We start from the raw sequence: 21,058 nt of genomic DNA, 5'->3' as shown, positions 1-21,058 counted from the left end.
GTGCTGCTCCTCAGCGGAAGAGGTTCTTGGACTCGACGCCCGGGGAGCGACGGACCTTGGACTTCTCGGAGAGGAGGCCGAAGGAGACCTCGCCACCGAACTGCTCGGCCCAGAGCACGGCCGTCTTGAGACGCTCCGCCTGGTCCTGGTCGACCGCCACGGTGAGGAGCGTCTTGGGCAGCTGCTCCACGACCTCGCCGCCCTCGGCGTCGGTGGTGGTGGAGGCGACGAGGGTGCTCGAGCCGGCGGCCAGGACCTGCACGTCGTCCTCGACCAGACGGGTGAAGAGGTTGGCCTCCTCGTTGCCCGTCGAGGTGGCGTTGGAGGTCAGCCAGACCGCCACCCGCGAACCCGCGACGGTGAAGCCCGAGACCCGGGCCCGGTCGGTCAGCTCGAGGGTGACGGCGACCTTGTCCTCGGGGATGGGGAGCATGCTGGCCTCACCGGCACCACCGAACTTGTCGGAGACGATCTGCTCGCCGGCGTAGATGTTGGTGTTGGCCGCCAGCCCCTTCAGCGAGTCGACCGTGGAGACGGCTGAGGGCAGCAGGACCGCGCGCGGCACCCGGGAGCGCTGGAGCTTTCCGGCCTCCGCGGCCTGCGCGATGGTCTCGCCGGTGAGGATCGGCTCCACCGCGGTCAGGACCTCGACGGTCTCGTACTCTTCGGCAGCACGGTTGTCGGCGCCCTGTACGTACACGAAAACCAGGGCCGCTCCGGCCAGGGCCACGATGACGGCCATGACGAGGAGGAGCTTGCGTCGATCCATGGTGGGGGAGCCTCTCGGTCCGAGGCGGGCCGATCCGGGACGGACCGGGCGCCGGTGTCTTCTTCGCCCGTCACGATGCCCAGTGCGTGGGACGGGTGTGACGGGAACGTCAGGTCGAACGCTAGTTGTCTGGACCGGCCCCTGTACGCGTTTTGGGTCGAACTCCTCCCACCTACGACGAAGGGGCCGTCGGAGGCGTGTCGCCCCGACGGCCCCGACGGCCCCGCACCCTCCGGATCAGGGGAGGTAGAGCGCCTCCACGTCGTCGCGGAACTCGCGCATGACCACGTTGCGGCGCAGCTTGAGGCTGGGGGTCAGCTGACCACCCTCCTCGGTCCACGACGCCGGCAGGATCGTGTACTTGCGGATGGACTCGGCGCGCGACACGGCCTTGTTGGCCTCCTCCACCGCGGCGTCGATCTCGGCGCGCAGGTCGGCGTCGAACATCAGCTCGGCGACGGAACCGGTCTTGCCGTGCATCTCGGCCCACGAGGGCAGCGTCTCGGCGTCGAGGGTGATCAGGGCGCCGATGAAGGGCTGGCCGTCGCCGACGACCATGCACTGGTCGATCAGCAAGTGGGCCCGCAGGCGGTCCTCCAGGACGGCGGGGGCGACGTTCTTGCCGCCCGCGGTCACGAGGATCTCCTTCTTGCGGCCGGTGATCCGGACGAAGCCCTCCTCGTCGATCTCGCCGACGTCGCCGCTGTGGAACCAGCCGTCGCGGTCGACGGCCTCGGCAGTTGCCTTGTCGTTCTTCCAGTAGCCGGCGAAGACCTGGCCGCCCTTGAAGAGCAGCTCGCCGTCGTCGGCGACGCGCACGCTGGTGCCGGCGAAGGGGCGGCCCACGGTGCCGATCTTGTTGGCGGTGACCTGGTTGACGGCGAGAGCCGCGGTGGTCTCCGTCAGGCCGTAGCCCTCGAGCACGATCAGGCCGATGCCGCGGTAGAAGTGGCCCAGGCGCTCGCCGAGCGGAGCGCCGCCGGAGACCGCGTACTGGCAGCGCCCGCCCAGCGCGTTGCGCAGCTTGGCGTAGACCAGCTTGGAGAAGAGGGCGTGCTGCACGCGCAGTGAGAGCGGGACGCGACCCTTGTCGACCGCGCGGGACCAGGCGATCGCCACGTCGGCGGCGCGGTTGAAGATCTTGCCCTTGCCCTCGGCGGCGGCCTTCTGCGACGCCGAGTTGAAGACCTTCTCGAAGACGCGGGGCACGGCGAGGATGAAGGTCGGCTTGAAGACGCCGAGGTCCTCGACGAGGTTCTTGATGTCCGCGCTGTGACCGAGGGTGGCGCGCGCCTTGATCGACCCGATCTGGATGATGCGGGCGAACACGTGGGCCAGCGGAAGGAAGAGCAGCGTGGAGGCACCCGGGGCGAAGAGCTCCTTGATCTCGGCCTCGACGGCGACGCCGAGCTCGAACATGAAGTTGCCGTGGGTGATCATGCAGCCCTTGGGCACGCCGGTGGTGCCGGAGGTGTAGATCAGCGTGGCCAGGTCGAGGGGAGTGGCCGTCGTACGCCGAGCCTCGAGGTCGGCGTCGGAGACGCCCTGGCCCGCGGCGGTCAGGGTCGCGACCGCGTCGGCCTCGATCGACCAGACGTGCTGCAGCTCGGTGAGCCCGGCGCGCACCTCCGCCACCCGGGCGAGGTGGTCGGGCGTCTCGACGACGGCGGCTCGCGACTCGGAGTCGGCGAGGATGTGCTGGACCTGCTCGGTGGAGGAGGTCTCGTAGACCGGCACGGTGACGGCGCCGGCGAACCAGATCGCGTAGTCGAGCAGCGTCCACTCGTAGCGGGTCTTGGAGATGAGGGCGACGCGGTCGCCCACCTCGATGCCGGAGGCGATCAGGCCCTTGGCCACGGCCTGCACCTGGGTGAGGAACTCCGCAGTTGTGACGTCGGTCCAGCCCTCGCCGGTGTTGCGTCGGAAGGCCACCGCGTCGGGGGCCTCCTGGGCGTTCCTGACGACGTCGTCGGTCAGGTTGCCGCTCTGCGGGATCTCTACGGTGAGAGGTGAGGAGTACTCACGCATCTTCAAGGCCTCCAGTTGTCCGTTGTTACCCGCAGGTTACCTTTGGGAGACCGCGACCTGAGATCCGGTAGTCTCCACCGCACGTGCCGGGCCGGCCAGGGACGCCCCCGGCGACTGCGACTGAGTGGAGTTCCCCATGGCCGAGCAGACCACCTCGTCGATCGTCATCGCCGCGCCGGCGACGGCGGTGATGGATGTGATCGCGGACTTCGAGGCGTATCCCGAGTGGGCCACCGGTGTCCGGGAGGCCACGGTGGTGGATGCCGGCGACGGCCCGCGGGCCCGCTCGGTGTTCTTCTCCCTCGACGTCTCGCCGATCAAGGACGAGTACACCCTGGTCTACGACTGGGACGGTGACCGCGCGGTCACCTGGTCGCTCGCCGAGGGACGCATGCTCAAGGCCCTCGACGGTGCCTACCTGCTCGACGAGCGCGCCGACGGCACGACCGAGGTGACCTACCGCCTCGCTCTGGACGTGGCCATCCCCCTCATCGGGATGCTCAAGCGGAAGGGCGAGAAGATCCTGATCGATGCCGCCCTCAAGGGCCTGAAGAAGCGCGTCGAGTCGCTCTGAGAGAGCTGGCGCCGGTGCGGGTCCTCCTCTTCACGGGCAAGGGTGGCGTCGGCAAGTCGACGGTTGCCGCGGGCACGGCCGCGCTGGCCGCGGCCGAGGGGCTGCGCACCCTGGTCGTCTCCACCGACACGGCCCACTCCCTCGGGGACGCCTTCCAGGTGGGCGTTGGCGAGGGACCCACGCAGGTCGGGCCGCACCTCTTCGTGCAGCAGGTCGACGCCCAGCGGCAGTTCGAACGCTCCTGGAGCGAGGTGCAGCGCTACCTGCGCGAGGTGCTCGACGCCGTGGGGGTCGACCCCGTCACCGCCGACGAGCTGACCGTGCTGCCGGGGGCCGAGGAGGTGCTGGCCCTGCTCGAGCTGCGGACCCAGGCGCTCAGCGGCCACTGGGACGTGATCGTGGTGGACTGCGCCCCCACGGCCGAGACCTTGCGTCTGCTCGCACTGCCCGAGGCGTTGGGGTGGTACATGCGTCGTCTCTTCCCCGTCGAACGCCGGGTGGTCAAGGCGCTGCGGCCGGTCCTGAGCCGGGCCGCCGGCATCCCGATGCCCCAGGACCCGGTCTTCGACGCGGTCGAGCGGTTGTACGCCGAGCTCAGCGAGGTCCAGCACCTGCTCAGTGGCCCGCAGGCGAGCGTACGGCTGGTGCTGACGCCCGAGCGGATGGTCGTGGCGGAGGCCAGGCGGGCGTGGACGACGCTCTCGCTCTACGGCTACCGGGTCGACGGCGTGGTGGTGAACCGGGTCTTCCCCGACGAGGGGGCCGACGCGTGGCGCGAGGGCTGGGTGCGGGCGCAGCGGGAGGTGTTGGAGGAGGTGCGCGACTCCTTCGGTGACCTCACCAGGTGGACCTCGCCCTACCGTGCGAGCGAGCCGTTGGGCGTCGAGGCGTTGCGCGACGTGGCCCGCGACCTCTACGGCGCGACGGACGCACTTGCGCCAGCGGGGGGCGTCGATCCCTTCCGGGTGGAGGTCGTCGACGGCGGCGGGGTGCTCCACCTCGCGCTGCCGTGGGCCGACCGGGCCGACGTCGATCTCGCCAGGAGTGCGGACGTCCTGGTCATCACCCACGGGTCGTATCGTCGCGTGCTCACGCTCCCTTCGGTGCTGGCCCGCATGCAGGTCCGTGGTGCGAGCGTGAGGGACGGGGAGCTGCGCGTGAGGTTCGCTGAGGAGGAGACGTGAGCACGCACGAGCGTGAGGACACCGACGAGACGGTGGGGTCCCTCGGCGAGGAGGCGGTGCGCCTCCTGGGTGCGCTCTCTGGCTGGATGACGCACCACGGCGCTGACGTGCAGCGGCACGCCGACGAGGCCGTACGACGCACGGTCGAGGAGGTCGGGCACCTCGCGGAAGGCTTCGAGAAGCACTGTGCATCCGAGAAGCACTGTGCGACCGGCGCTCCCGAGTGCACGTGGTGCCCGGTGTGCCGGGCCGTCCACGTGGTGCGCTCGGTCAGCCCCGAGGTCCGCACGCACCTCAGCGCCGCCGTCGTGTCGTTGGGCAGGGCTGCCGCGGCGCTGCTGGCCACGCCGCCGCCCTCGCCCTCGTCTTCGCCATCAGCCTCACCGGGATCCACGGGCGACCCCTCTGCGCCCTTCGAGCGCCCCGCCGACCCGGGCCCGGAGGACGCCACGTCGGAGCGGGTGCAGCGGATCCGCCTCGACGACGACACCGATCCCTCCGCCACCTGACCGTGGACAGGCGTCCGGTCTCCGACGGGTGGGTCGGCCTCGACGTCGGCGGCACGAAGGTGCTCGCCGACCTCGTCGACGACCACGGACAGGTCCTGCGGTCGGTCCGCCTCTCTTCTCGTGACGGCGTCGAGGACGCTGCCGGACTCGAGGACGTGCTGAGCCGCGCCCTCGAGCTGGTTTGCGACGGCGCTCGACCCCGTGGGGTCGGGGTGGCGGCGGCCGGGTTCGTCGACGCGGCCGGCGAACGCGTCGTCTTCGCGCCGCACCTGCCGTGGCGTGACGACGCCGTGCGCGAGCGGTTGTCCACACGGTGGGGCCTCGACGTGGTGCTCGAGAACGACGCCACCTGCGCGACGTGGGCCGAAGTGGAGCACGGGGCCCTGGCCGGTGTAGCACAGGGCGTGTTGGTCGCCGTCGGCACCGGGATCGGCGGAGGCGTGGTGGTGCACGGCGAGGTGGTGCGCGGCGCGGGTGGCATGGCCGGGGAGTTCGGTCACACCCGCGTGGTGCCGCAGGGGCGACCCTGCCCCTGCGGGTTGCGCGGCTGCTGGGAGCAGTACGCCTCGGGTCGGGCGTTGGTCGCGCGCGCCGGCCGCGCGGGTGAGCGAGGCGGGGGAGTCGCGGAGGCCGCCCGCGCCGGTGACCGGGAGGCGGTGGCGGCTTTCGAGGAGGTGGGCGCCTGGCTCGGCGTGGGCGTGGCCAACCTGGTGGCCGTGCTCGATCCCGAGGTGGTCGTCGTGGGTGGAGGCGTCGCCGAGGCCGGCGACCTGCTGCTCACGCCGGCGAGGAGGTCGCTCGCCGAGCACCTGGTCGGCGCCGGGCACCGGGTGACCCCGCCGCTCGTGCCGGCGGTCCATGGGGAGCACGCCGGCACGGTGGGCGCCGTGGCGCTGGCCCGGCGGGCGGCTGCGGCGCGTTAGACGCGGGAGCCGTCGTCCCAGGGGTCGCGGGGGTCCCGGGGCTGACTCACCACCAGGTAGACGAAGGAGGCGGCCAGCACACCGGCGAGCAGGGCGGCCAGCGCGCCCGGGATCGTCCTGCCGGTGAGGGCGGCCAGGAAGAAGAGCAGGGGGGTGCCGAGCACGCCCGTCCACGCGACGAGGCGTCCGGTCGGGAGGTCCGGCGCCGGGGGAGCGGGTGGGGGCACGAACGCGTCGTCGTCGTCGGGGTCTCGCCACGTGGCGCCGTCCTCGGCGTCGGGCGCAGCGGGGGCGTCAGCCGGGAAGGGGGCCGGTGTGGGGAGCGGGCCCGACGCCGGAGGGAGTACCTCGTCGACAGTCGGGTCGTCGGGGCGAGTCTCCTGCAGGTCCCGCGGCTCGGAGTCGGAGTCGACCTGCTCGCCGCTCTCGCGCGGCTCCCGGACGGCGGTCTCGTCGTAGTGGTCGACGATCAGCCGCCATGCCTCGTCCTCCTCCGGCGTGGTCATGCCGATCGGGGTCCGGTGCGTCCGTTCGCCGGGTCGGTGACGCGTGCCACGAACGCGGCGGACTCGTCGAAGATGGTCTGTGCGTCGTTGTCGAGCGTGGCCACGTGATAGCTGTCCGGCAGCACCAGTTCGATGAACTCCCGCGAGGAGACTCCGGCGCGCACGATCGGCAGCGAGGAGTCGTCGACGACGTGGTCGACAGCCGACTTGAAGAAGAGGACCGGCGCCGTGACGCGTGGCAGGTCGTCACGCAGCACCTTCCACGCCTGCATCATGGAGTGGGCGGCCCGCAACGGCGTGCGGTCGTAGGCCCGCTCGTCGACCCCGTTCTTCTTCAGGTCGTTGCCGATCGCCGGCAGCGATCCGAGCACGTGCTTGGCGAAGGGCAGCACGAGCACGTCCTTGCGGCGGGTGGCGACGGCGGCATTGACGACGATCACGCCGGCCACCGCATCGCCGAGGTCGGCCGCGAGCCGCAGGGCCAGCGTCCCACCCATGGAGAGACCGGCGACCAGCACGTCGTCGTTCTCCTCCGCCAGCTTGTCGTGGGCCGCTCGGACGGCGCCGTACCAGTCCTCCCACGTCGTGGTGTTCATCTCCTGCCACGTGGAGCCGTGGCCCGGAAGCAGCGGCAGCTCGACGGCGTAGCCACGCTCGGCGAGCGAGAGCGCCCAGGGGCGCACCGAGTGGGGGGAACCGGTGAACCCGTGGCTCACCATCACCCCGATGCGACGCCCTCCGGTGAGCTCCGGGCGGGCGGGGAGGCTCAGGGGGGCCGAGGACTCGTCAGTCATGTGGGCATTCTGCCCCAGCAGTGGTGGCCGTGGCAGCGATCCGGGCGTCTCACCCGGCTCGACGCGGGCCGTCGGAGTCCGGCAGGCGTTAGGCTCGCGTCGTGCTCTACTGGTTCCTCAAGTGGATTGCCCTCGGGCCGTTCCTCCGGGTCATCTTCCGCCCCCACGCGCAGGGAGTCGAACACGTGCCCGCGGAGGGGCCGGCGATCCTCGCGTGCAACCACCTCTCCTACGCCGACTGGCTCTTCATGCCGCTGACCCTGCCGCGGCGGGTCACGTTCGTCGCGAAGGCGGAGTACTTCACCAGTCCCGGCATCAAGGGCTTCTTCCAGAAGATGTTCTTCTCCGGGGTCGGCCAGGTGCCGATCGACCGCGCCAGCGGCAGTGCCGCGGCGGGGGCGATGGCGTCGGCCGCCAAGATCCTGGGGCAGGGCGACCTCTTCGGGATCTTCCCCGAGGGCACGCGCTCGCACGACGGCAAGCTCTACCGAGGCAAGACGGGAGTGGCCCGCCTCGCGCTCTCGACGGGAGTGCCGGTGATCCCCGTCGCCGTCGTCGGCACCGACGTGGTCGCCCCTCCGGGCAAGACGTTCGGCTCCTTCACCCGGCCGCACGTGCGCTTCGGCAAGCCCCTCGACTTCTCGCGCTACGCCGGCATGGAGAACGACCGCTACGTGTTGCGGTCGGTCACCGACGAGATCATGTACGAGATCATGCGCCTCTCCGGCCAGGAGTACGTCGACATGTACGCCACCAAGGCCAAGGAGGAGTCGAAGAAGGCGGCCGCCGCGGCACGCGCCGCCGAGGCCGACGCCGAGCGTGACCGCGTCGAGGCCGAGCTCCTCGGCCAGGGCGACGAGAGGGCGTCCTGACCGTCACGAGGGGGCGGGGGCCCGAGGCGGCCGCGCGGCTCGCCGTCGAGGACCGGCTGCACCGGGCGCTCGCCGTCCTGCGGCTCGCCGTCACCCTCAACACGTTGGGTCTGACCTGGTGGCGGTGGGACAACTTCGACCGCCCGGGGTGGGCGCTGGCGGCCTTCGGCGTCCTCGTCGTCTGGACCGTGACCGCCCACGTGCTCTACCGGCAGGCGCACCGGCGTACGCCTCTGGTGCTCGTGGCCGACCTGGCCGTGTCGGTGGCCCTGCTCGCCTCGACCCCGTGGCTGAAGGGCCCCGAGTTCAACGCCTCGGTGCCGGGCTTCTGGGTGGTGTGCGCGGTGCTCGCGTGGGCGATCCACTGGAACTGGAGGGGCGGCCTCGTCGCCGGGACCGTGGTCTCGGTCGTCGACCTCTCGATCCGTGCCGAGATCACCCAGACCAACTACGGCAACGTCTTCCTGGTCCTGCTCGGCGGCGCGCTCATCGGCTACATGTGCCAGAGCCTGCAGCAGATGGCCAGCGAGCGCGCGGTCGCGGAGCGTCGTGCCGCCGTCGCCGGTGAACGCGCACGACTTGCCCGCGCGGTGCACGACGGGGTGCTCCAGGTGCTCGCGCTCGTGCAGCGCAAGGGCGGCCAGGATGACGGCGAGTGGGCCGAGTTGGCCGGGTTGGCGGGGGAGCAGGAGGCCGCGCTGCGCGCACTCATCCATGCACAGGACGTCTGGACCACGGCGTCGGTGGCTCGCCCGGTCGGCGGAGCCGATGCCGAGGGGCCGGACGTGGGTGCTGACCTGAGCGCGCCGCGCGACCTGGCCGGCGCGCTGGAGCAGGCCGTCGGTCCGACGGTCACTGTGGCCACCCCCGGCCGCGCCGTGGTGCTGCCCGGCGACGTGGTGGATGCGCTGCTGGGCGCCGTGGGCGCCTGCCTGGACAACGTACGACTCCACGTCGGGCTCGCCGCCCCCGCATGGGTGCTGCTGGAGGACCACGGCGACTCCGTCGTGGTGACCGTGCGCGACGAGGGGCCCGGCATCCCGGCAGGCCGACTCGAGCAGGCGCGTGCCCAGGGGAGACTTGGCGTGCAGTCGTCGATCTGCGGTCGGATGACCGAGATCGGCGGACGGGCCCGGGTCGAGACGGGTGAGTGGGGCACGGAGTGGGAACTCACCGTGGAACGGCGCGGCGACCGATGAGTCGTCGCACAGCACAGAGGAGGACCTGGGCGTGACGATCCATGCGGAGCATCCCTTCACCGGAGACGCGCCGAGCGACGAGGTGCGCCGGCTGCGCGCTCGGTTGGGCGGCGTGGTGACGCTCTGGACGACTGGTGGTGACGACACCCGTGCCGGCCTCACCGTCTCCAGCGTGATGGTGGCCCGCGGGGACGAGGGTCGGGTCCTGGCGCTGGTCGACCCGTTGTCCGACTTCGCGGAGGAGTTCCTGCGCAACCGGCGCGCGGTGGTCCACCTGCTGCGCTGGAGCCACCGCGAGGTGGCCGAGGTCTTCGCCGGTCTCGCGCCGGCACCCGGTGGCCCCTTCCGCGTCGAGGCCTTCGAGGAAGGCCCGCACGGCCCCCGCCTGCTCTCCGCCGGCACCTGGGCCGCGGTCGAGCTGGAGGACACCGCCGAGGTCGGGTGGTCGACCCTGGTCACCACCCGCATCGTCGAGCTGCACGTCGACGACGAGACCGATCCACTGGTGCATCGCCGAGGTCGTTACCGGCGAGCGGCCGAGGTGGACCCGCCGCTCGGCGAGTAGCCTCGGGCGCGGCAGGCAAGGCCTCTGGGAGGGGACTGGTGACCGGACAGCACGACCCGCGACCGAGCGGGCACGACGACGCGCAACCGACCCGCGTGATGGTGGTCGACGACCACCCGATGTGGCGTGACGCCGTCGAGCGCGACCTGCAGCAGGCCGGCCTCGACGTGGTCGCTGTCGCCAGCAGTGGGGCGGAGGCGATCGCCCGGTTCACCGCGACGAGGCCGCAGGTGGTGGTGCTCGACCTCCAGATCCCTGAGCCGACCGGGGTCGAGGTCACGCGGACGGTGCTGGCCCAGGATCCTTCCGCCCGGGTGCTCATCCTCTCTGCCTCCGGCGAGCAGGAGGACGTCCTGGAGGCGTTGAAGGCCGGAGCCACCGGCTACCTGGTGAAGTCGGCCTCCAGCAGTGAGCTGCTCGCTGCCGTCGAGCGGGTGGCCTCGGGGGGCACCGTCTTCACCCCGGGCCTGGCCGGTCTGGTGCTGGGGGAGTTCCGGCGTCTCTCCAGCCCTGCCCAGGTGGCCGGCGAGGTCTCGCTGCTCACCGAGCGTGAGACCGAGGTGTTGCGCATGGTGGCGAAGGGGTGGGGCTCCAAGCAGATCGCTGAGCGGTTGGTGATCTCGCACCGCACCGTGCAGAACCACGTGCAGAACACGCTGCGCAAGCTGCAGATGCACAATCGGGTCGAGCTGACCCGGTGGGCCATCGAGCAGGGCCTGGACGACGAGGACTGACGCCTCGGGCGCCGGACGGAGGGCACGTGGAGGAGCAGGAGCGCACGGAACGGCTGCTCGCGGAGGCGGACGACCTGTACGCCCTCCCGACGACCGACTTCACCCTCGCCCGAGACCGGAGGGCGGCCGAGCTGAAGGCCGAGGACGGCGCGCTCGCGGGCGCGGTGAAGGCGCTGCGCAAGCCCACGGTGGCGGCGTGGGTGGTGAACCTGTTCGTGCGCCGGGAGGCTGCGGAGGTCGACCAGTTGCTCGACCTGGGAGTCGCGCTGCGGGACGCGCAGGAGGCGCTGGACGGTGACGAGCTGCGGGCCCTGAGTCGGCAGAGACGTCAGGTCACCGCCGCGATGGCCTCGCGCGCCAGGTCCGTGGCGGCGGCCGAGGGGCAGAAGCTCAGCCAGTCGGTCACCGACCAGGTCGAGGCCACCTTCACGGCAGCCCTGCTCGACGAGCAGGCCGCCGCGGCGCTGCGGTCCGGACTGCTGGTCCAGCCGATCACCGTGACGGGCGTGGAGGTCCCTGACCTGTCCGGGGCGGTCGCGCTGGCGTCTGCCCTGGGATTCAGCGCGCCACCTCGGGAGGCGCCGCACGACGACGCGTCCGCGCAGTCGGAGGAGGTGCCGCCGCGGCCCGCACTGCGGTTGGTGCCGGACCCGGAGCGCAGCGCCAAGCAGCGGCGCGCGGCCAAGCAGGAGCTGGCCGACGCCGAGCGCGCCCTGGCTCGCGCTGCACGGGCACGTCGCTCCGCCCAGCGACACGTCGACGACCTGCAGGCGCGTCTGCTCCGGGTGCGTTCGGAGGCCGACGAGCTGCGTCGACGCCTGGCCGACCTGGAGACCGAGGCCGACGAGGTGGAGGAGGAGCTCGGGGACGCCGAGGCAGGTCGTGACGAGACCGACGAGGAGCTCGCCGTGGCCGAGTCGGAGCGTGACGAGGCGGCCGCTGCCCTGGCCCGCCTGGACGACGACTGACTCAGTCTGCCCAACCCTTCGACCGCTCCACGGCCTCCTGCCAGCGGGCGTACGACGCGTCTGCCTGCTCCCGGTCGCCCTGCGGCGTGAAGCGGGCGTCGAGCTGCCACGTGGCCTTCAGGTCGTCCGTCGACGACCAGACACCGGTGCCGAGGCCCGCCAGGAAGGCGGCCCCGAGGGCGGTCGTCTCGACGATCCTCGGCCGCTCGACGGGCACGCCGACCTGGTCGGCCTGGACCTGGCAGAGCAGCCCGTTGGCGGCTGCGCCGCCGTCGACCCGGAGCGCGGCCAGCTGCGGCATCGTCTCGAGCACGTCGCGCACCTCGAAGGCGATGGCCTCCAACGTCGCGCGCACCACGTGTGCCCTCGTGGTGCCGCGGGTCAGGCCGACGATGGTCCCGCGGGCGTGCGGGTCCCAGTGGGGGGCGCCCAACCCGGTGAGGGCAGGCACGAAGAAGACTCCGTCGCTGTCCGGCACGGTGCGGGCCACCGGCTCGGCCTCGGCGGCCGAGCCGATCAGGCCCAGGCCGTCACGGAGCCACTGGACCGCGGCGCCGGTGACGAAGATGGAGCCCTCGAGCGCGTAGGTCGTCACGCCCTCGGGGCTGCGCCATGCCGCCGTGGTCAGCAGGCCGGCCGCAGAACGTACGGGCGTGGTGCCGGTGTTGGTGAGGATGAAGGACCCCGTGCCGTAGGTGCACTTGGTCTCTCCCTCCTCGAAGCAGGTCTGGCCGAAGAGGGCCGACTGCTGGTCGCCCGCGATGCCGGCGATGGGCAGGGTGAGGCCGCAGAAGGAGGACGGATCCGTCTCGTCGATGACGCCCCAGCTCGGCACGACGTCCGGGAGGGCGTCGCGCGGGACGCCGAAGAGCTCGCACAGCTCCTCCGACCAGTCGCCCTTCTCCAGGTCGAAGAGGAGGGTGCGCGAGGCGTTGGAGACGTCGGTGACGTGCCACGTGCCGCGCGTCATCCGGGCGATGAGGTAGGAGTCCACCGTGCCGACGGCGTACCGTCCCGACTCGACCAGGGCCCAGGTGTGCGGCTCGTTCTCGCGCAGCCACGTGAACTTGGTGCCGGAGAAGTAGGGGTCCAGGCGCAGGCCCGTCAGCTCGGCGACGCGGTCCTCGTGGCCCTCCTCGCGCAAGCGGCTGCAGATGTCGGCGGTACGCCTGTCCTGCCACACGATGGCGCGGCGTGGCGACCCCAGCGTCTCACGGTCCCACAGCACGACGGTCTCGCGCTGGTTGGTGATGCCGAGCGCGGTCAGCGACGAGGCGTCGACCTGCTCCAGCACCGAACGCGTGGCGGCCAACGTGGCCTGCCAGATCTCCTCCGGTGCGTGCTCGACCCAGCCGGGGCGGGGGAAGTGCTGGCGGAACTCCTCGTAGCCCTTGGCCACGATGCTGCCGTCGGTGTCGACCACCACGGCCGTCACCCCGGTCGTGCCGGCATCGATCGCGAGAACGCTCATGGCCCCGACCCTAGTGGTGCCGCTCCCGTCACGGGCGGAGGATCGTCAGGGCGTGGGCTGTCCGATGCTGCGCAGCATCTCGACGAACCAGGGCTGGGTCACGTCGAACTCCTTGTGGCCCGCGATCCGTTCGAACTCGATGGCGCGCAGCTCGTCGTCCCGGTCCTCGTCGTGGCCGATGACTCCGGGCACCGCATCGAGCGCACTGCGCACGGCCAGGTCGCACATCTCGGCGATCAGGGCCAGGTCGGTGGCGTTGGCTGCTGCGGAGCGGGAGAAGTAGCCCGACTTCTGCACCATCTTCTTCTGGGCCCCGAGCTTCTGCGCGAACTGCTTGGCGAAGTACTTGCCCGGGTTGACGGTGTCGAGCATGACGTGGCCGAAGGGGTCACGCTTGACGGGCGTGCCGGACGCCTCCATCTCGGCCACGATCTCGGGGACGCCGGCCCCCTCGGAGAGGAAGAGGTTGACGCAGCCGATCTCGTCCATGACGCCGCGCAGGCGCTCGGCCTCCGCGTCGAGGTCGATCTCGAGCTCGGGCAGGTAGATGCCGTGGATGCTCCACCGCTCGGGAGTGAGGCCGATGCTGGGCACCCACTCCTGGCGCGCGTGCCAGTCGAGGTAGTGGCGGGCTGCGGCCGCCGTCAGCCACCCGCAGGCGCGCCCCATCACCTCGTGGACGATGAGCATCCGAGGGCTCGAGCCGTGCTCGGCGAGGACGTTCTGGGCGAAGAGGGAGGCCTGCTCCGCGGCGGTCTGGGCGCCCAGGGTCTGGCGGATCGGGACGACGTCGTTGTCGATGGTCTTCGGCAGCCCGACCACGGTGAGGCCGATCTGCTGCTCGGCCAGGTGGGCAGCCAGGTCGGCGGCAGCGGTGTTGGTGTCGTCGCCGCCGATGGTGTGCAGCACCTCGACGCCGTCGGCCACCAGTCGGTCGGCGGCGACCTCGAGCGCGGTCTGACCCTCCGCGATCAGGCCCCGCCGCAGGCAGTCCTCGTCGTTGGTCAGCTTGACCCGGCTGTTGCCGATGGGACTGCCGCCGAACCGGTCGAGCACCGGGGTCGAGCGCCTGACCGCCTCGTCGACGACGATGCTGTCGCCACGCAGCAGCCCCTCGTAGCCGTGGCGGTAGGCGATGATCTCGGTCTCGGGGGAGAGCTCGGTCCAGGTCCTGATGAGCCTGCCGACCGCGGCCGAGAGGCAGGGGGCGTAACCGCCGGCGGTCAGCAGGGCGACGCGTGCAGGTGCCATGACGTGAGTCTAGGGGTGGGCGGGGAGCGTGAGGAGGGCCACACTCCACGCGGTGACGTCTCAGCCCCCGGCCACGGATCCCTCCGAATCCTGCTCATCGCGGGGGCGGACGTACCCTTGGGAGGTGACCACCATCCCGAGCCTCGAAGAACTGAACGCCCTCGGCCGGGTCCAGCAGCCCAGCTACCCGGACGCTGCTGCACTCGAGAGTGCGGTCGCCCGCCTGCGCAGCTCCCCGCCCCTGGTCTTTGCCGGCGAGTGCGACGACCTCACCGAGAAGCTGGCCGCCGTCACCCGCGGTGAGGCCTTCCTGCTGCAGGGTGGTGACTGCGCCGAGACCTTTGCCGGCGTGACCGCGGACAACGTGCGCAACAAGCTCCGTGTCCTCCTCCAGATGGCGGTGGTGCTCACCTACGCCGCCTCCGTGCCGGTGGTGAAGGTCGGTCGGCTCGCGGGCCAGTACGGCAAGCCCCGCTCCTCCGACACCGAGACCCGCGAGGGCGTGACCCTGCCCGCCTACCGTGGCGACGCGGTCAACGGCTTCGACTTCACCCCCGAGGCCCGCCACCCGGACCCGCAGCGTCTGGTGGAGATGTACAACGCCTCCGCGGCGACGCTCAACCTCGTGCGTGCCTTCACGACGGGCGGCTACGCCGACCTGCGCCAGGTGCACGCGTGGAACACCGACTTCGTGCGCGACTCCGTCGCGGGCCTGCGCTACGAGAAGGTCGCCAGCGAGATCGACCGCGCCCTGACCTTCATGCAGGCGATCGGCGCGGACCCCGACGAGTTCCACCGCGTCGACTTCTACTCCAGCCACGAGGCCCTGCTGCTCGACTACGAGCACGCTCTCACCCGCATCGACTCGCGCACCGAGAAGCCCTACGACGTCTCGGCCCACATGGTGTGGATCGGTGAGCGCACCCGTCAGGTCGACGGTGCCCACGTGGAGCTGCTGAGCAAGATCTCCAACCCGATCGGCGTCAAGCTGGGCCCGACGTCGACGGCCGACGACGCGCTCGCGCTGGCCGAGAAGCTGAACCCGGAGAACACGCCGGGTCGGCTCACCTTCATCACCCGCTTCGGTGCCGGCAAGATCCGTGACGGCCTGCCGACGCTGGTGGAGAAGGTCGAGGCGGCCGGGCTGCAGGTGGCGTGGGTCTGCGACCCGATGCACGGCAACACCTTCGAGGCCTCCTCGGGCTACAAGACCCGGCGCTTCGACGACGTGATCGACGAGGTCCAGGGCTTCTTCGACGTCCACCGTGCGCTCGGCACGTGGCCCGGTGGCCTGCACGTCGAGCTCACCGGCGATGACGTCACCGAGTGCGTGGGTGGCGGCGAGCTGATCGACGAGGCCGGGCTGGCGAGTCGCTACGAGTCGCTCTGCGACCCGCGCCTGAGCCGCGTGCAGTCCCTCGAGATGGCCTTCCTCGTGGCGGAGATGCTGCGCAAGGCCTGACGTCTCATCCGACGTCGGCGGTGGCCCTGCCACCGCCGGCGTCGGTCATTTCGCCGGCGCCGCGACCGCGTGCGTACGCTCGGGGCATGGCTGAGATCGTCGACCTGCGCTCCGACACGCTCACCCGCCCCACGGAGGCCATGCGCCGGGCCATGGCGTCGGCCGACGTCGGCGACGACGTCTACGGCGAGGACCCGACCGTCCTCGCGCTCGAGGAACGGGTCGCTGACCTCTTCGGCCACGCCGCGGCGCTCTTCACGCCGACCGGCTCGATGGCCAACGTGCTGGCCGTGCGCAGCGTCGTCGCGCCCGGCCAGGAGGTGCTCTGCGAGAGCTCGGCCCACATCGTCCGGGCCGAGCTCGGCGCCCACGCGGTCACGCAGGGCGTCACCACCCGCACGTGGACCCATCCGCGCGGCCACGTGGACCTGGAGGCCGTCCGGAGTCTCCACGCGCCCGACATGGGCCCCTTCTTCGTCCCGACGGCAGCGGTGTCGGTGGAGAACACCCACAACTTCGCGGGCGGCACCGTCACCCCGGTGGCCGACCTGCAGGCGCTGCGGTCATGGGCCGACGAGGTCGGCTGCAAGGTCCACCTCGACGGTGCGCGGATCTGGAACGCCCACGTGGCCACCGGCACCGAGCTGGCGGCGTACGGCGGGATCGCGGACGTGCTGGCCGTCTGCCTCTCCAAGGGTCTGGGCGCGCCGGTCGGCTCCCTGCTGGTCGGATCGACCGAGGCGATCGCCGAGGCCCGCGTCTGGCGCAAGCGGATGGGTGGCGGCATGCGACAGGTGGGGATCCTGGCGGCGGCGGGTCTGCACGCCCTGGATCACCACGTGGAGCGGCTGGCCAAGGACCACGACCACGCGCGCCTCCTCGCCGAGGCCTGCGGCGTCGACCCCGCGCAGGTGGAGACCAACATCGTGGTGGTGCCTCGCGACGACGCCGCTTCCTTCGTCGCGGCTGCCGCCCAGGAGGGGGTCCGGGTCTCCGCGGTGGGTCCGCGCACGGTGCGTCTGGTCACCCACCTGGACGTGGGCCCGGAGGCCGTCCGGCGGGCCGCCGCCGTGCTGGCTCGCCTCTGAGGGCGGAGTCAGGAGCGTCGCACGAGCCGTGCGGCGTCCGTGCGGCCGACGACCGGCGGCAGCTGCCGCACCACCTGGGCGAGGTCGCGCAGGTCACCGCCGAGCAAGGCCTGGGGGCCGTCGCACAGGGCTGACTCCGGGCTGGGGTGCACGTCGACGATGACCCCGTCGGCTCCCACGGCGACCGCCGCCCTGGTCAGCGGGACCACCAGGTCCTTGCGACCCGCGGCGTGGGAGGGATCGATGATGATCGGCAGGTGGCTCAGCGCCTGGACGACCGGCACGGCCGAGATGTCGAGGGTGTTGCGGGTCGACGGCTCGAAGGTGCGGATGCCGCGTTCGCAGAGCACGATGTCGAGGTTGCCGCGCTGGGCGATGTACTCGGCGGCCATCAGCCACTCCTCGACGGTGGAGCTCATGCCCCGCTTGAGGAGCACCGGCTTGCCGGCCCGCCCCACCTCCTGCAGCAGGCCGAAGTTGGCCATGTTGCGGGTGCCGATCTGCAGCATGTCGGCGTGCTCGGCGACGGTCTCCACGTCGCGGGCGTCGACGACCTCGGTGACCACGGGCAGCCCGGTGGTCTCCCGCACGGAGGCGAGGATCCGGAGCCCCTCGATGCCCAGACCCTGGAAGGCGTAGGGCGAGGTGCGTGGCTTGTAGGCCCCTCCGCGCAGCAGCGTGGCTCCTGCGGAGGCGGCCATGCGGGCGGCGTCGACCGTCTGCTCGGGTGACTCCACGGCGCACGGTCCGGCGATGAAGGTGAAGGTGTCCGGACCGATCGGGACCTGGTGGCCCTGCGGACCCACCCACACCGTGGACCGCTGCGGGTGGTGCTGGCGGCTGACCAGCTTGTAGGGGTCGGAGATGCGATGGACGGCCGCGACGCCACGCAGCGCGCGCAGGTTGAGGTGGTGGAACGACTCGATGTCACCGATCAGGCCCACGATGGCTCGCTCGAGCCCCTTGGAGACGAAGGCCTCACCGCCGACGGACTCGACGCGCTCGACGACCTGGGCGATGTCCTCGTCGGTCGCGTCGGGCGACATCACGACGACCATGACCACTCCTCCCGGGATCCGCACGTCGGACCAGCGTGTGCCTGAACGGTAGTGGACCCCGCGGCGTCCGACGCGACCGTGCCGGAGGTCAAGACGGCCGGACGCGACGTGGCCGCCGACCTCCCCCCGCGAGGTCGGCGACCAGGACGCCTCTGCCGAGGCTAGGCGGGAGAGGCGCCGAGATCGAGCGCGCCGGAGCTTCCCGAACGTTCCCGAACGACCGGTTGCGCCGCGGTACCGTGCTCCTCCGGACGATTCACACGAAGGACCGACGATGACCGCGGACGACTCGCCGAGCACCGGCCGCTGGGACCACGTGGCCAGGCAGCTCCAGGAGTGGCGACGCGCTGCCGACGAACCCTCGTACGCCGAGATCGCCCTGCGCATCAGCCGCCGTCGCGAGGCGGAGGGTTTCGAGCCTGCCGCCGCCCGGGTCGGGCGTACGACCGTCTACGACGCGTTCCGTCTCGGGCGGTCCCGGGTGAACCGCCGTCTCGTCAGGGAGATCGCCGTGGCGCTGGATGTGGAGGCCGCCGCGGTGGAGGACCTGCTCGACGCCCCGGCCCCGGTGGTCTCCGAGCGACCGGAGTCGGTCGCGCGACCAGCGCTGGTCGAGCAGGAGCCGGTCGAGCCGACACCCGTGGCGGTGCCCCGGCCGCGGGGGATGCGGGGCGCGGTGCTCCTGATGCTCACCTGCGTGGCGCTCAACCTGCTGGGTCGCCAGTTCGTCGACCTGCTGGGTGTGCCGATCTACCTCGACATGGTCGGTACGGCGCTGGCGGCCGTCGTGCTCGGCCCTTGGCGCGGGGCCGCGGTCGGTGCCACCACGAACCTGCTCGGGGTCGTCGTGAGCGGTGCGGTCTCGCTGCCGTTCGCCGTGGTCAACGTGGTCGGGGCACTCGTGTGGGGCTACGGGGTGCACCGGTTCGGGATGGGTCGCACGCCTGCGCGCTTCTTCGGCCTCGCCGTGGTGGTGGCGCTCGCCTGCTCGGTCACCGCCGTCCCCATCCTCCATTTCCTCTACGAGGGCGCGGCGGGTCACCAGCACGTGCAGCTGATGGAGAACATCCTCGCGTTGTCGCACCGGTACGCGGTGGCGCTGTGGGGCGGCAACCTGATCGCCTCGGTGGCCGACAAGCTGATCAGCGCCTTCGTCGCCCTGGTGGGGGCCACGCTCCTGGGGCACAGCGTGGCCGGTGTCGTCGTGACTCCCCGGGACGCCTCGACCCGTCCCGGGTGGCCGATGCGTGAGGCGCACGACGTGGTCGCCGAGCCCCTCACACCGTGAGGTGGGTGACCTCGCCCTCGATCTTGCGGCGTCGAGGAGCCAGCTCGACCACCAGCATCGCCGCGAGCACGAGCAGCCCGCCGGTCAGCAGGCGGCTCGTGAGGCTCTCCCCGCCGAACCAGACCGCGAAGAGGGCGGCGAAGACCGGCTCCATGCTCATGATGATCGCGGAGCGGGTCGGGGGCAGGTGGGCCTGGGCCCAGGTCTGGACGAAGATCGCAGCCGCACCGGCCACCAGGGCCATGTAGAGCATCGACCCCCAGTCGGCGGTGGTGGAGGGCAGCACCACCCCGTCGGGCGCGGTGGCGAGACCGCAGACCACGGCGATGACGATCAGCTGCACGATCGACATGCCCATCGCCTCCTCCGGGCGTGACCAGGCTCCGAGGCCCACGATGTGTAGGGCGTACAGGGCCGCGCCGACCAGCGTGAGCGACTCCCCGTAACCCATCGTGAGACCGCCCTGGACGGTGAGCACCCACAGGCCCGTGGTGGCCAGGGCCACGGCCAGCCACGTGAGCGCGGTGATCCGGGTCCGCAGGAGCACGGCCGCGAAGATCGGCGTGAGCACGACGTACATCCCGGTCACGAAGCCGCTCACGCTCGCCGGGGTGTGGGCCAGCCCCGCGGTCTGGAGGATCTGCGCGAGCCCGTAGAGCAGTCCGAGCACGACGGCGTGGCGTCGCGACTCCCGCGAGAGCCGACCGAGGGCACGGGGCGCCACGGCGAGGAGCGCGAGGCTGGCGATCGCGAAGCGGACGGCGAGGAAGTCCAGCGTCGGGACCCGGTCGAGGAGGTCCTTGATGAGGAAGAAGGTGGATCCCCAGGAGGCCGTCATCGCGACCAGCGCCAGGCTGGCCACCACGCCGGTGCCGCGGGGACCGAGCCGCTGGATCACCGGTGGGCTGCGGCGCGCAGCGCCTTGAGCAGGGGGATGTCGGGGGTGCCCTCGTCGCGGGACCCGGGAGTCTCCAGGATGAACGGAACGCCGTCGAGCTCCGGGTGCGCGAACAGCTCGCTGAAGGCGCCGGTGCCGATGTGCCCCTCGCCGATGCGCTGGTGACGGTCCTTGAACGCCCCGCGCACGTCCATGGAGTCGTTGGCGTGCACGAGTCGCAGACGGCCGGGGCCTGCGACCTCGACGATCCGGTCGACCGTGGCGGTGGCGCCACCCTCCTCGTCCAGGGGGGCTCCCGCGGCGAAGACGTGGCAGGTGTCGAGGCAGATGCCGGCCCGGGGGTGGAAGTCGAGTGCGCTCAGGTAGGGCTCCAGGTCCTCCACCCCCGCGCAGAGGCTGTGGCCCTGGCCGGCCGTCGGCTCGAGCAGGAGCCAGGGGGAGTCGTCGTCCAACGTCTCGAGGATGGGCAACAGCCCGTCACGGACCTGTCGCATCGCCGCCGCGTGGCGTTCGGCGCTGTGGGTGGGGTCGACGAAGGAGCCAGTGTGCACCACGACGCCCTCGGCGCCGATCTCGACGGCGCGACGCAGGTTGTGCGCCACGACGCCCACGGACTTCTCGTAGGTCGCCGGCGTGGGGGAGCCCAGGTTGACCAGGTAGGGGGCGTGGACGAAGGTCCGCAGGCCCCGCTCGGCGCACTGGTCGCGGAAGGCCGCGTCGACGGCGGGGTCACCGGAGGAGTGGGCCCAGCCGCGCGGGTTGCCGACGAAGACCTGGATCGTCTCGGCGCCGAGCGTCTCCGCGGTGGCGAGGGCGCCGGCGACGAGGTTCCTGCCGACCTGGACATGGGTCCCGACGGGGTTGCGGAGCGCGGAGGGCTCCGGGGTCGCGGGCAGGGGGGAGGACTGCTGGGGCAC

The 21,058-nt window shown here is 71.8% G+C and carries 21 protein-coding genes; 12 read left to right on the top strand and 9 right to left on the bottom strand.

Annotated elements, in window-relative coordinates:
• Window positions 1–10 precede the first annotated feature (10 nt).
• Entirely contained in the window at window positions 11–769 is a 759-nt protein-coding gene (gene cpaB / locus IEQ44_RS01230) for a Flp pilus assembly protein CpaB (RefSeq protein WP_193636586.1), read from the bottom strand.
• A 237-nt stretch (window positions 770–1,006) separates the two neighbouring features.
• On the bottom strand, window positions 1,007–2,797 hold the full coding sequence (locus IEQ44_RS01225; protein WP_193636585.1) for an AMP-dependent synthetase/ligase: 1,791 nt from the start codon (window positions 2,795–2,797) through the stop codon (window positions 1,007–1,009).
• Between the two features lie 136 nt (window positions 2,798–2,933).
• Between IEQ44_RS01225 and IEQ44_RS01220 the strand changes: the two genes are divergently transcribed.
• Genes IEQ44_RS01220 through IEQ44_RS01205 form a run of 4 tightly spaced genes read left to right on the top strand, consistent with a single transcriptional unit; the run spans window position 2,934 to window position 5,987 of the window.
• Window positions 2,934–3,371, top strand: coding sequence for an SRPBCC family protein (locus tag IEQ44_RS01220; RefSeq protein WP_193636584.1), 438 nt, complete (start codon window positions 2,934–2,936; stop codon window positions 3,369–3,371).
• A 14-nt stretch (window positions 3,372–3,385) separates the two neighbouring features.
• Window positions 3,386–4,555 carry an ArsA family ATPase gene (locus IEQ44_RS01215; protein WP_193636583.1) on the top strand — a complete coding sequence of 390 codons (1,170 nt, stop codon included), beginning with the start codon at window positions 3,386–3,388 and terminating at the stop codon, window positions 4,553–4,555.
• Window positions 4,552–5,064, top strand: coding sequence for a hypothetical protein (locus tag IEQ44_RS01210; RefSeq protein WP_193636582.1), 513 nt, complete (start codon window positions 4,552–4,554; stop codon window positions 5,062–5,064). Before IEQ44_RS01215 ends, IEQ44_RS01210 begins: the two co-directional genes overlap by 4 nt.
• A gap of 2 nt (window positions 5,065–5,066) precedes the next feature.
• Window positions 5,067–5,987: an ROK family protein gene (locus IEQ44_RS01205; RefSeq protein WP_193636581.1), complete on the top strand. Its 921-nt coding sequence runs from the start codon at window positions 5,067–5,069 to the stop codon at window positions 5,985–5,987.
• Here IEQ44_RS01205 and IEQ44_RS01200 read toward each other — a convergent pair.
• On the bottom strand, window positions 5,984–6,493 hold the full coding sequence (locus tag IEQ44_RS01200) for a hypothetical protein (RefSeq protein ID WP_193636580.1): 510 nt from the start codon (window positions 6,491–6,493) through the stop codon (window positions 5,984–5,986). The two genes, IEQ44_RS01205 and IEQ44_RS01200, sit on opposite strands and share 4 nt — an antisense overlap.
• Window positions 6,490–7,287 (bottom strand): alpha/beta hydrolase, encoded by a 798-nt coding sequence (locus tag IEQ44_RS01195; RefSeq protein ID WP_193636579.1) that lies wholly within the window; start codon window positions 7,285–7,287, stop codon window positions 6,490–6,492. The genes IEQ44_RS01200 and IEQ44_RS01195 overlap by 4 nt, the downstream gene beginning before the upstream one ends.
• A gap of 101 nt (window positions 7,288–7,388) precedes the next feature.
• Between IEQ44_RS01195 and IEQ44_RS01190 the strand changes: the two genes are divergently transcribed.
• The 5 genes from IEQ44_RS01190 to IEQ44_RS01170 all read left to right on the top strand — a co-directional run bounded on the left by IEQ44_RS01190 (window position 7,389) and on the right by IEQ44_RS01170 (window position 11,625).
• Entirely contained in the window at window positions 7,389–8,159 is a 771-nt protein-coding gene (locus tag IEQ44_RS01190; RefSeq protein ID WP_193636578.1) for a lysophospholipid acyltransferase family protein, read from the top strand.
• Complete coding sequence (gene macS, locus IEQ44_RS01185; protein WP_193636740.1) at window positions 8,156–9,358, top strand: MacS family sensor histidine kinase; 1,203 nt, start codon at window positions 8,156–8,158, stop codon at window positions 9,356–9,358. The genes IEQ44_RS01190 and macS overlap by 4 nt, the downstream gene beginning before the upstream one ends.
• Before the next feature lie 31 nt (window positions 9,359–9,389).
• The gene (locus IEQ44_RS01180; protein ID WP_193636577.1) at window positions 9,390–9,923 is read left to right on the top strand and encodes a flavin reductase family protein; all 534 of its coding nucleotides are present in this window, start codon (window positions 9,390–9,392) and stop codon (window positions 9,921–9,923) included.
• Window positions 9,924–10,021: 98 nt separating this feature from the next.
• Window positions 10,022–10,657: a response regulator gene (locus IEQ44_RS01175; protein ID WP_193636739.1), complete on the top strand. Its 636-nt coding sequence runs from the start codon at window positions 10,022–10,024 to the stop codon at window positions 10,655–10,657.
• 26 nt (window positions 10,658–10,683) lie between these two features.
• Window positions 10,684–11,625, top strand: coding sequence for a hypothetical protein (locus tag IEQ44_RS01170; protein WP_193636576.1), 942 nt, complete (start codon window positions 10,684–10,686; stop codon window positions 11,623–11,625).
• A gap of 1 nt (window position 11,626) precedes the next feature.
• Here the strand turns inward: IEQ44_RS01170 and glpK are convergent, their stop codons facing one another.
• Window positions 11,627–13,096: a glycerol kinase GlpK gene (glpK, locus tag IEQ44_RS01165; RefSeq protein ID WP_193636575.1), complete on the bottom strand. Its 1,470-nt coding sequence runs from the start codon at window positions 13,094–13,096 to the stop codon at window positions 11,627–11,629.
• 45 nt (window positions 13,097–13,141) lie between these two features.
• A complete protein-coding gene (locus IEQ44_RS01160; RefSeq protein WP_193636574.1) occupies window positions 13,142–14,347 on the bottom strand; it encodes a pyrophosphate--fructose-6-phosphate 1-phosphotransferase in 1,206 nt (401 codons plus the stop codon).
• 124 nt (window positions 14,348–14,471) lie between these two features.
• Between IEQ44_RS01160 and IEQ44_RS01155 the strand changes: the two genes are divergently transcribed.
• Window positions 14,472–15,809 (top strand): class II 3-deoxy-7-phosphoheptulonate synthase, encoded by a 1,338-nt coding sequence (locus tag IEQ44_RS01155; protein WP_193636573.1) that lies wholly within the window; start codon window positions 14,472–14,474, stop codon window positions 15,807–15,809.
• A gap of 86 nt (window positions 15,810–15,895) precedes the next feature.
• A complete protein-coding gene (locus tag IEQ44_RS01150) occupies window positions 15,896–16,897 on the top strand; it encodes a threonine aldolase family protein (RefSeq protein WP_227486655.1) in 1,002 nt (333 codons plus the stop codon).
• 8 nt (window positions 16,898–16,905) lie between these two features.
• Here the strand turns inward: IEQ44_RS01150 and aroF are convergent, their stop codons facing one another.
• Window positions 16,906–17,979, bottom strand: coding sequence for a 3-deoxy-7-phosphoheptulonate synthase (gene aroF / locus IEQ44_RS01145; protein ID WP_319804411.1), 1,074 nt, complete (start codon window positions 17,977–17,979; stop codon window positions 16,906–16,908).
• Between the two features lie 250 nt (window positions 17,980–18,229).
• On the opposite strand from aroF, the gene IEQ44_RS01140 reads away from it, so the two are divergent.
• Window positions 18,230–19,243 (top strand): ECF transporter S component, encoded by a 1,014-nt coding sequence (locus IEQ44_RS01140; RefSeq protein WP_193636572.1) that lies wholly within the window; start codon window positions 18,230–18,232, stop codon window positions 19,241–19,243.
• Here IEQ44_RS01140 and IEQ44_RS01135 read toward each other — a convergent pair.
• Window positions 19,233–20,141 carry a DMT family transporter gene (locus tag IEQ44_RS01135; RefSeq protein WP_319804410.1) on the bottom strand — a complete coding sequence of 303 codons (909 nt, stop codon included), beginning with the start codon at window positions 20,139–20,141 and terminating at the stop codon, window positions 19,233–19,235. The two genes, IEQ44_RS01140 and IEQ44_RS01135, sit on opposite strands and share 11 nt — an antisense overlap.
• Complete coding sequence (locus tag IEQ44_RS01130) at window positions 20,138–21,058, bottom strand: deoxyribonuclease IV (RefSeq protein WP_319804409.1); 921 nt, start codon at window positions 21,056–21,058, stop codon at window positions 20,138–20,140. Before IEQ44_RS01130 ends, IEQ44_RS01135 begins: the two co-directional genes overlap by 4 nt.

It is taken from the genome of Nocardioides malaquae (assembly GCF_015070385.1).
Lineage (GTDB): Bacteria > Actinomycetota > Actinomycetes > Propionibacteriales > Nocardioidaceae > Nocardioides > Nocardioides malaquae.
The sequence above is the reverse complement of the archived record's forward strand: the minus strand, read 5'-3'. Positions and strand labels throughout refer to the sequence as shown.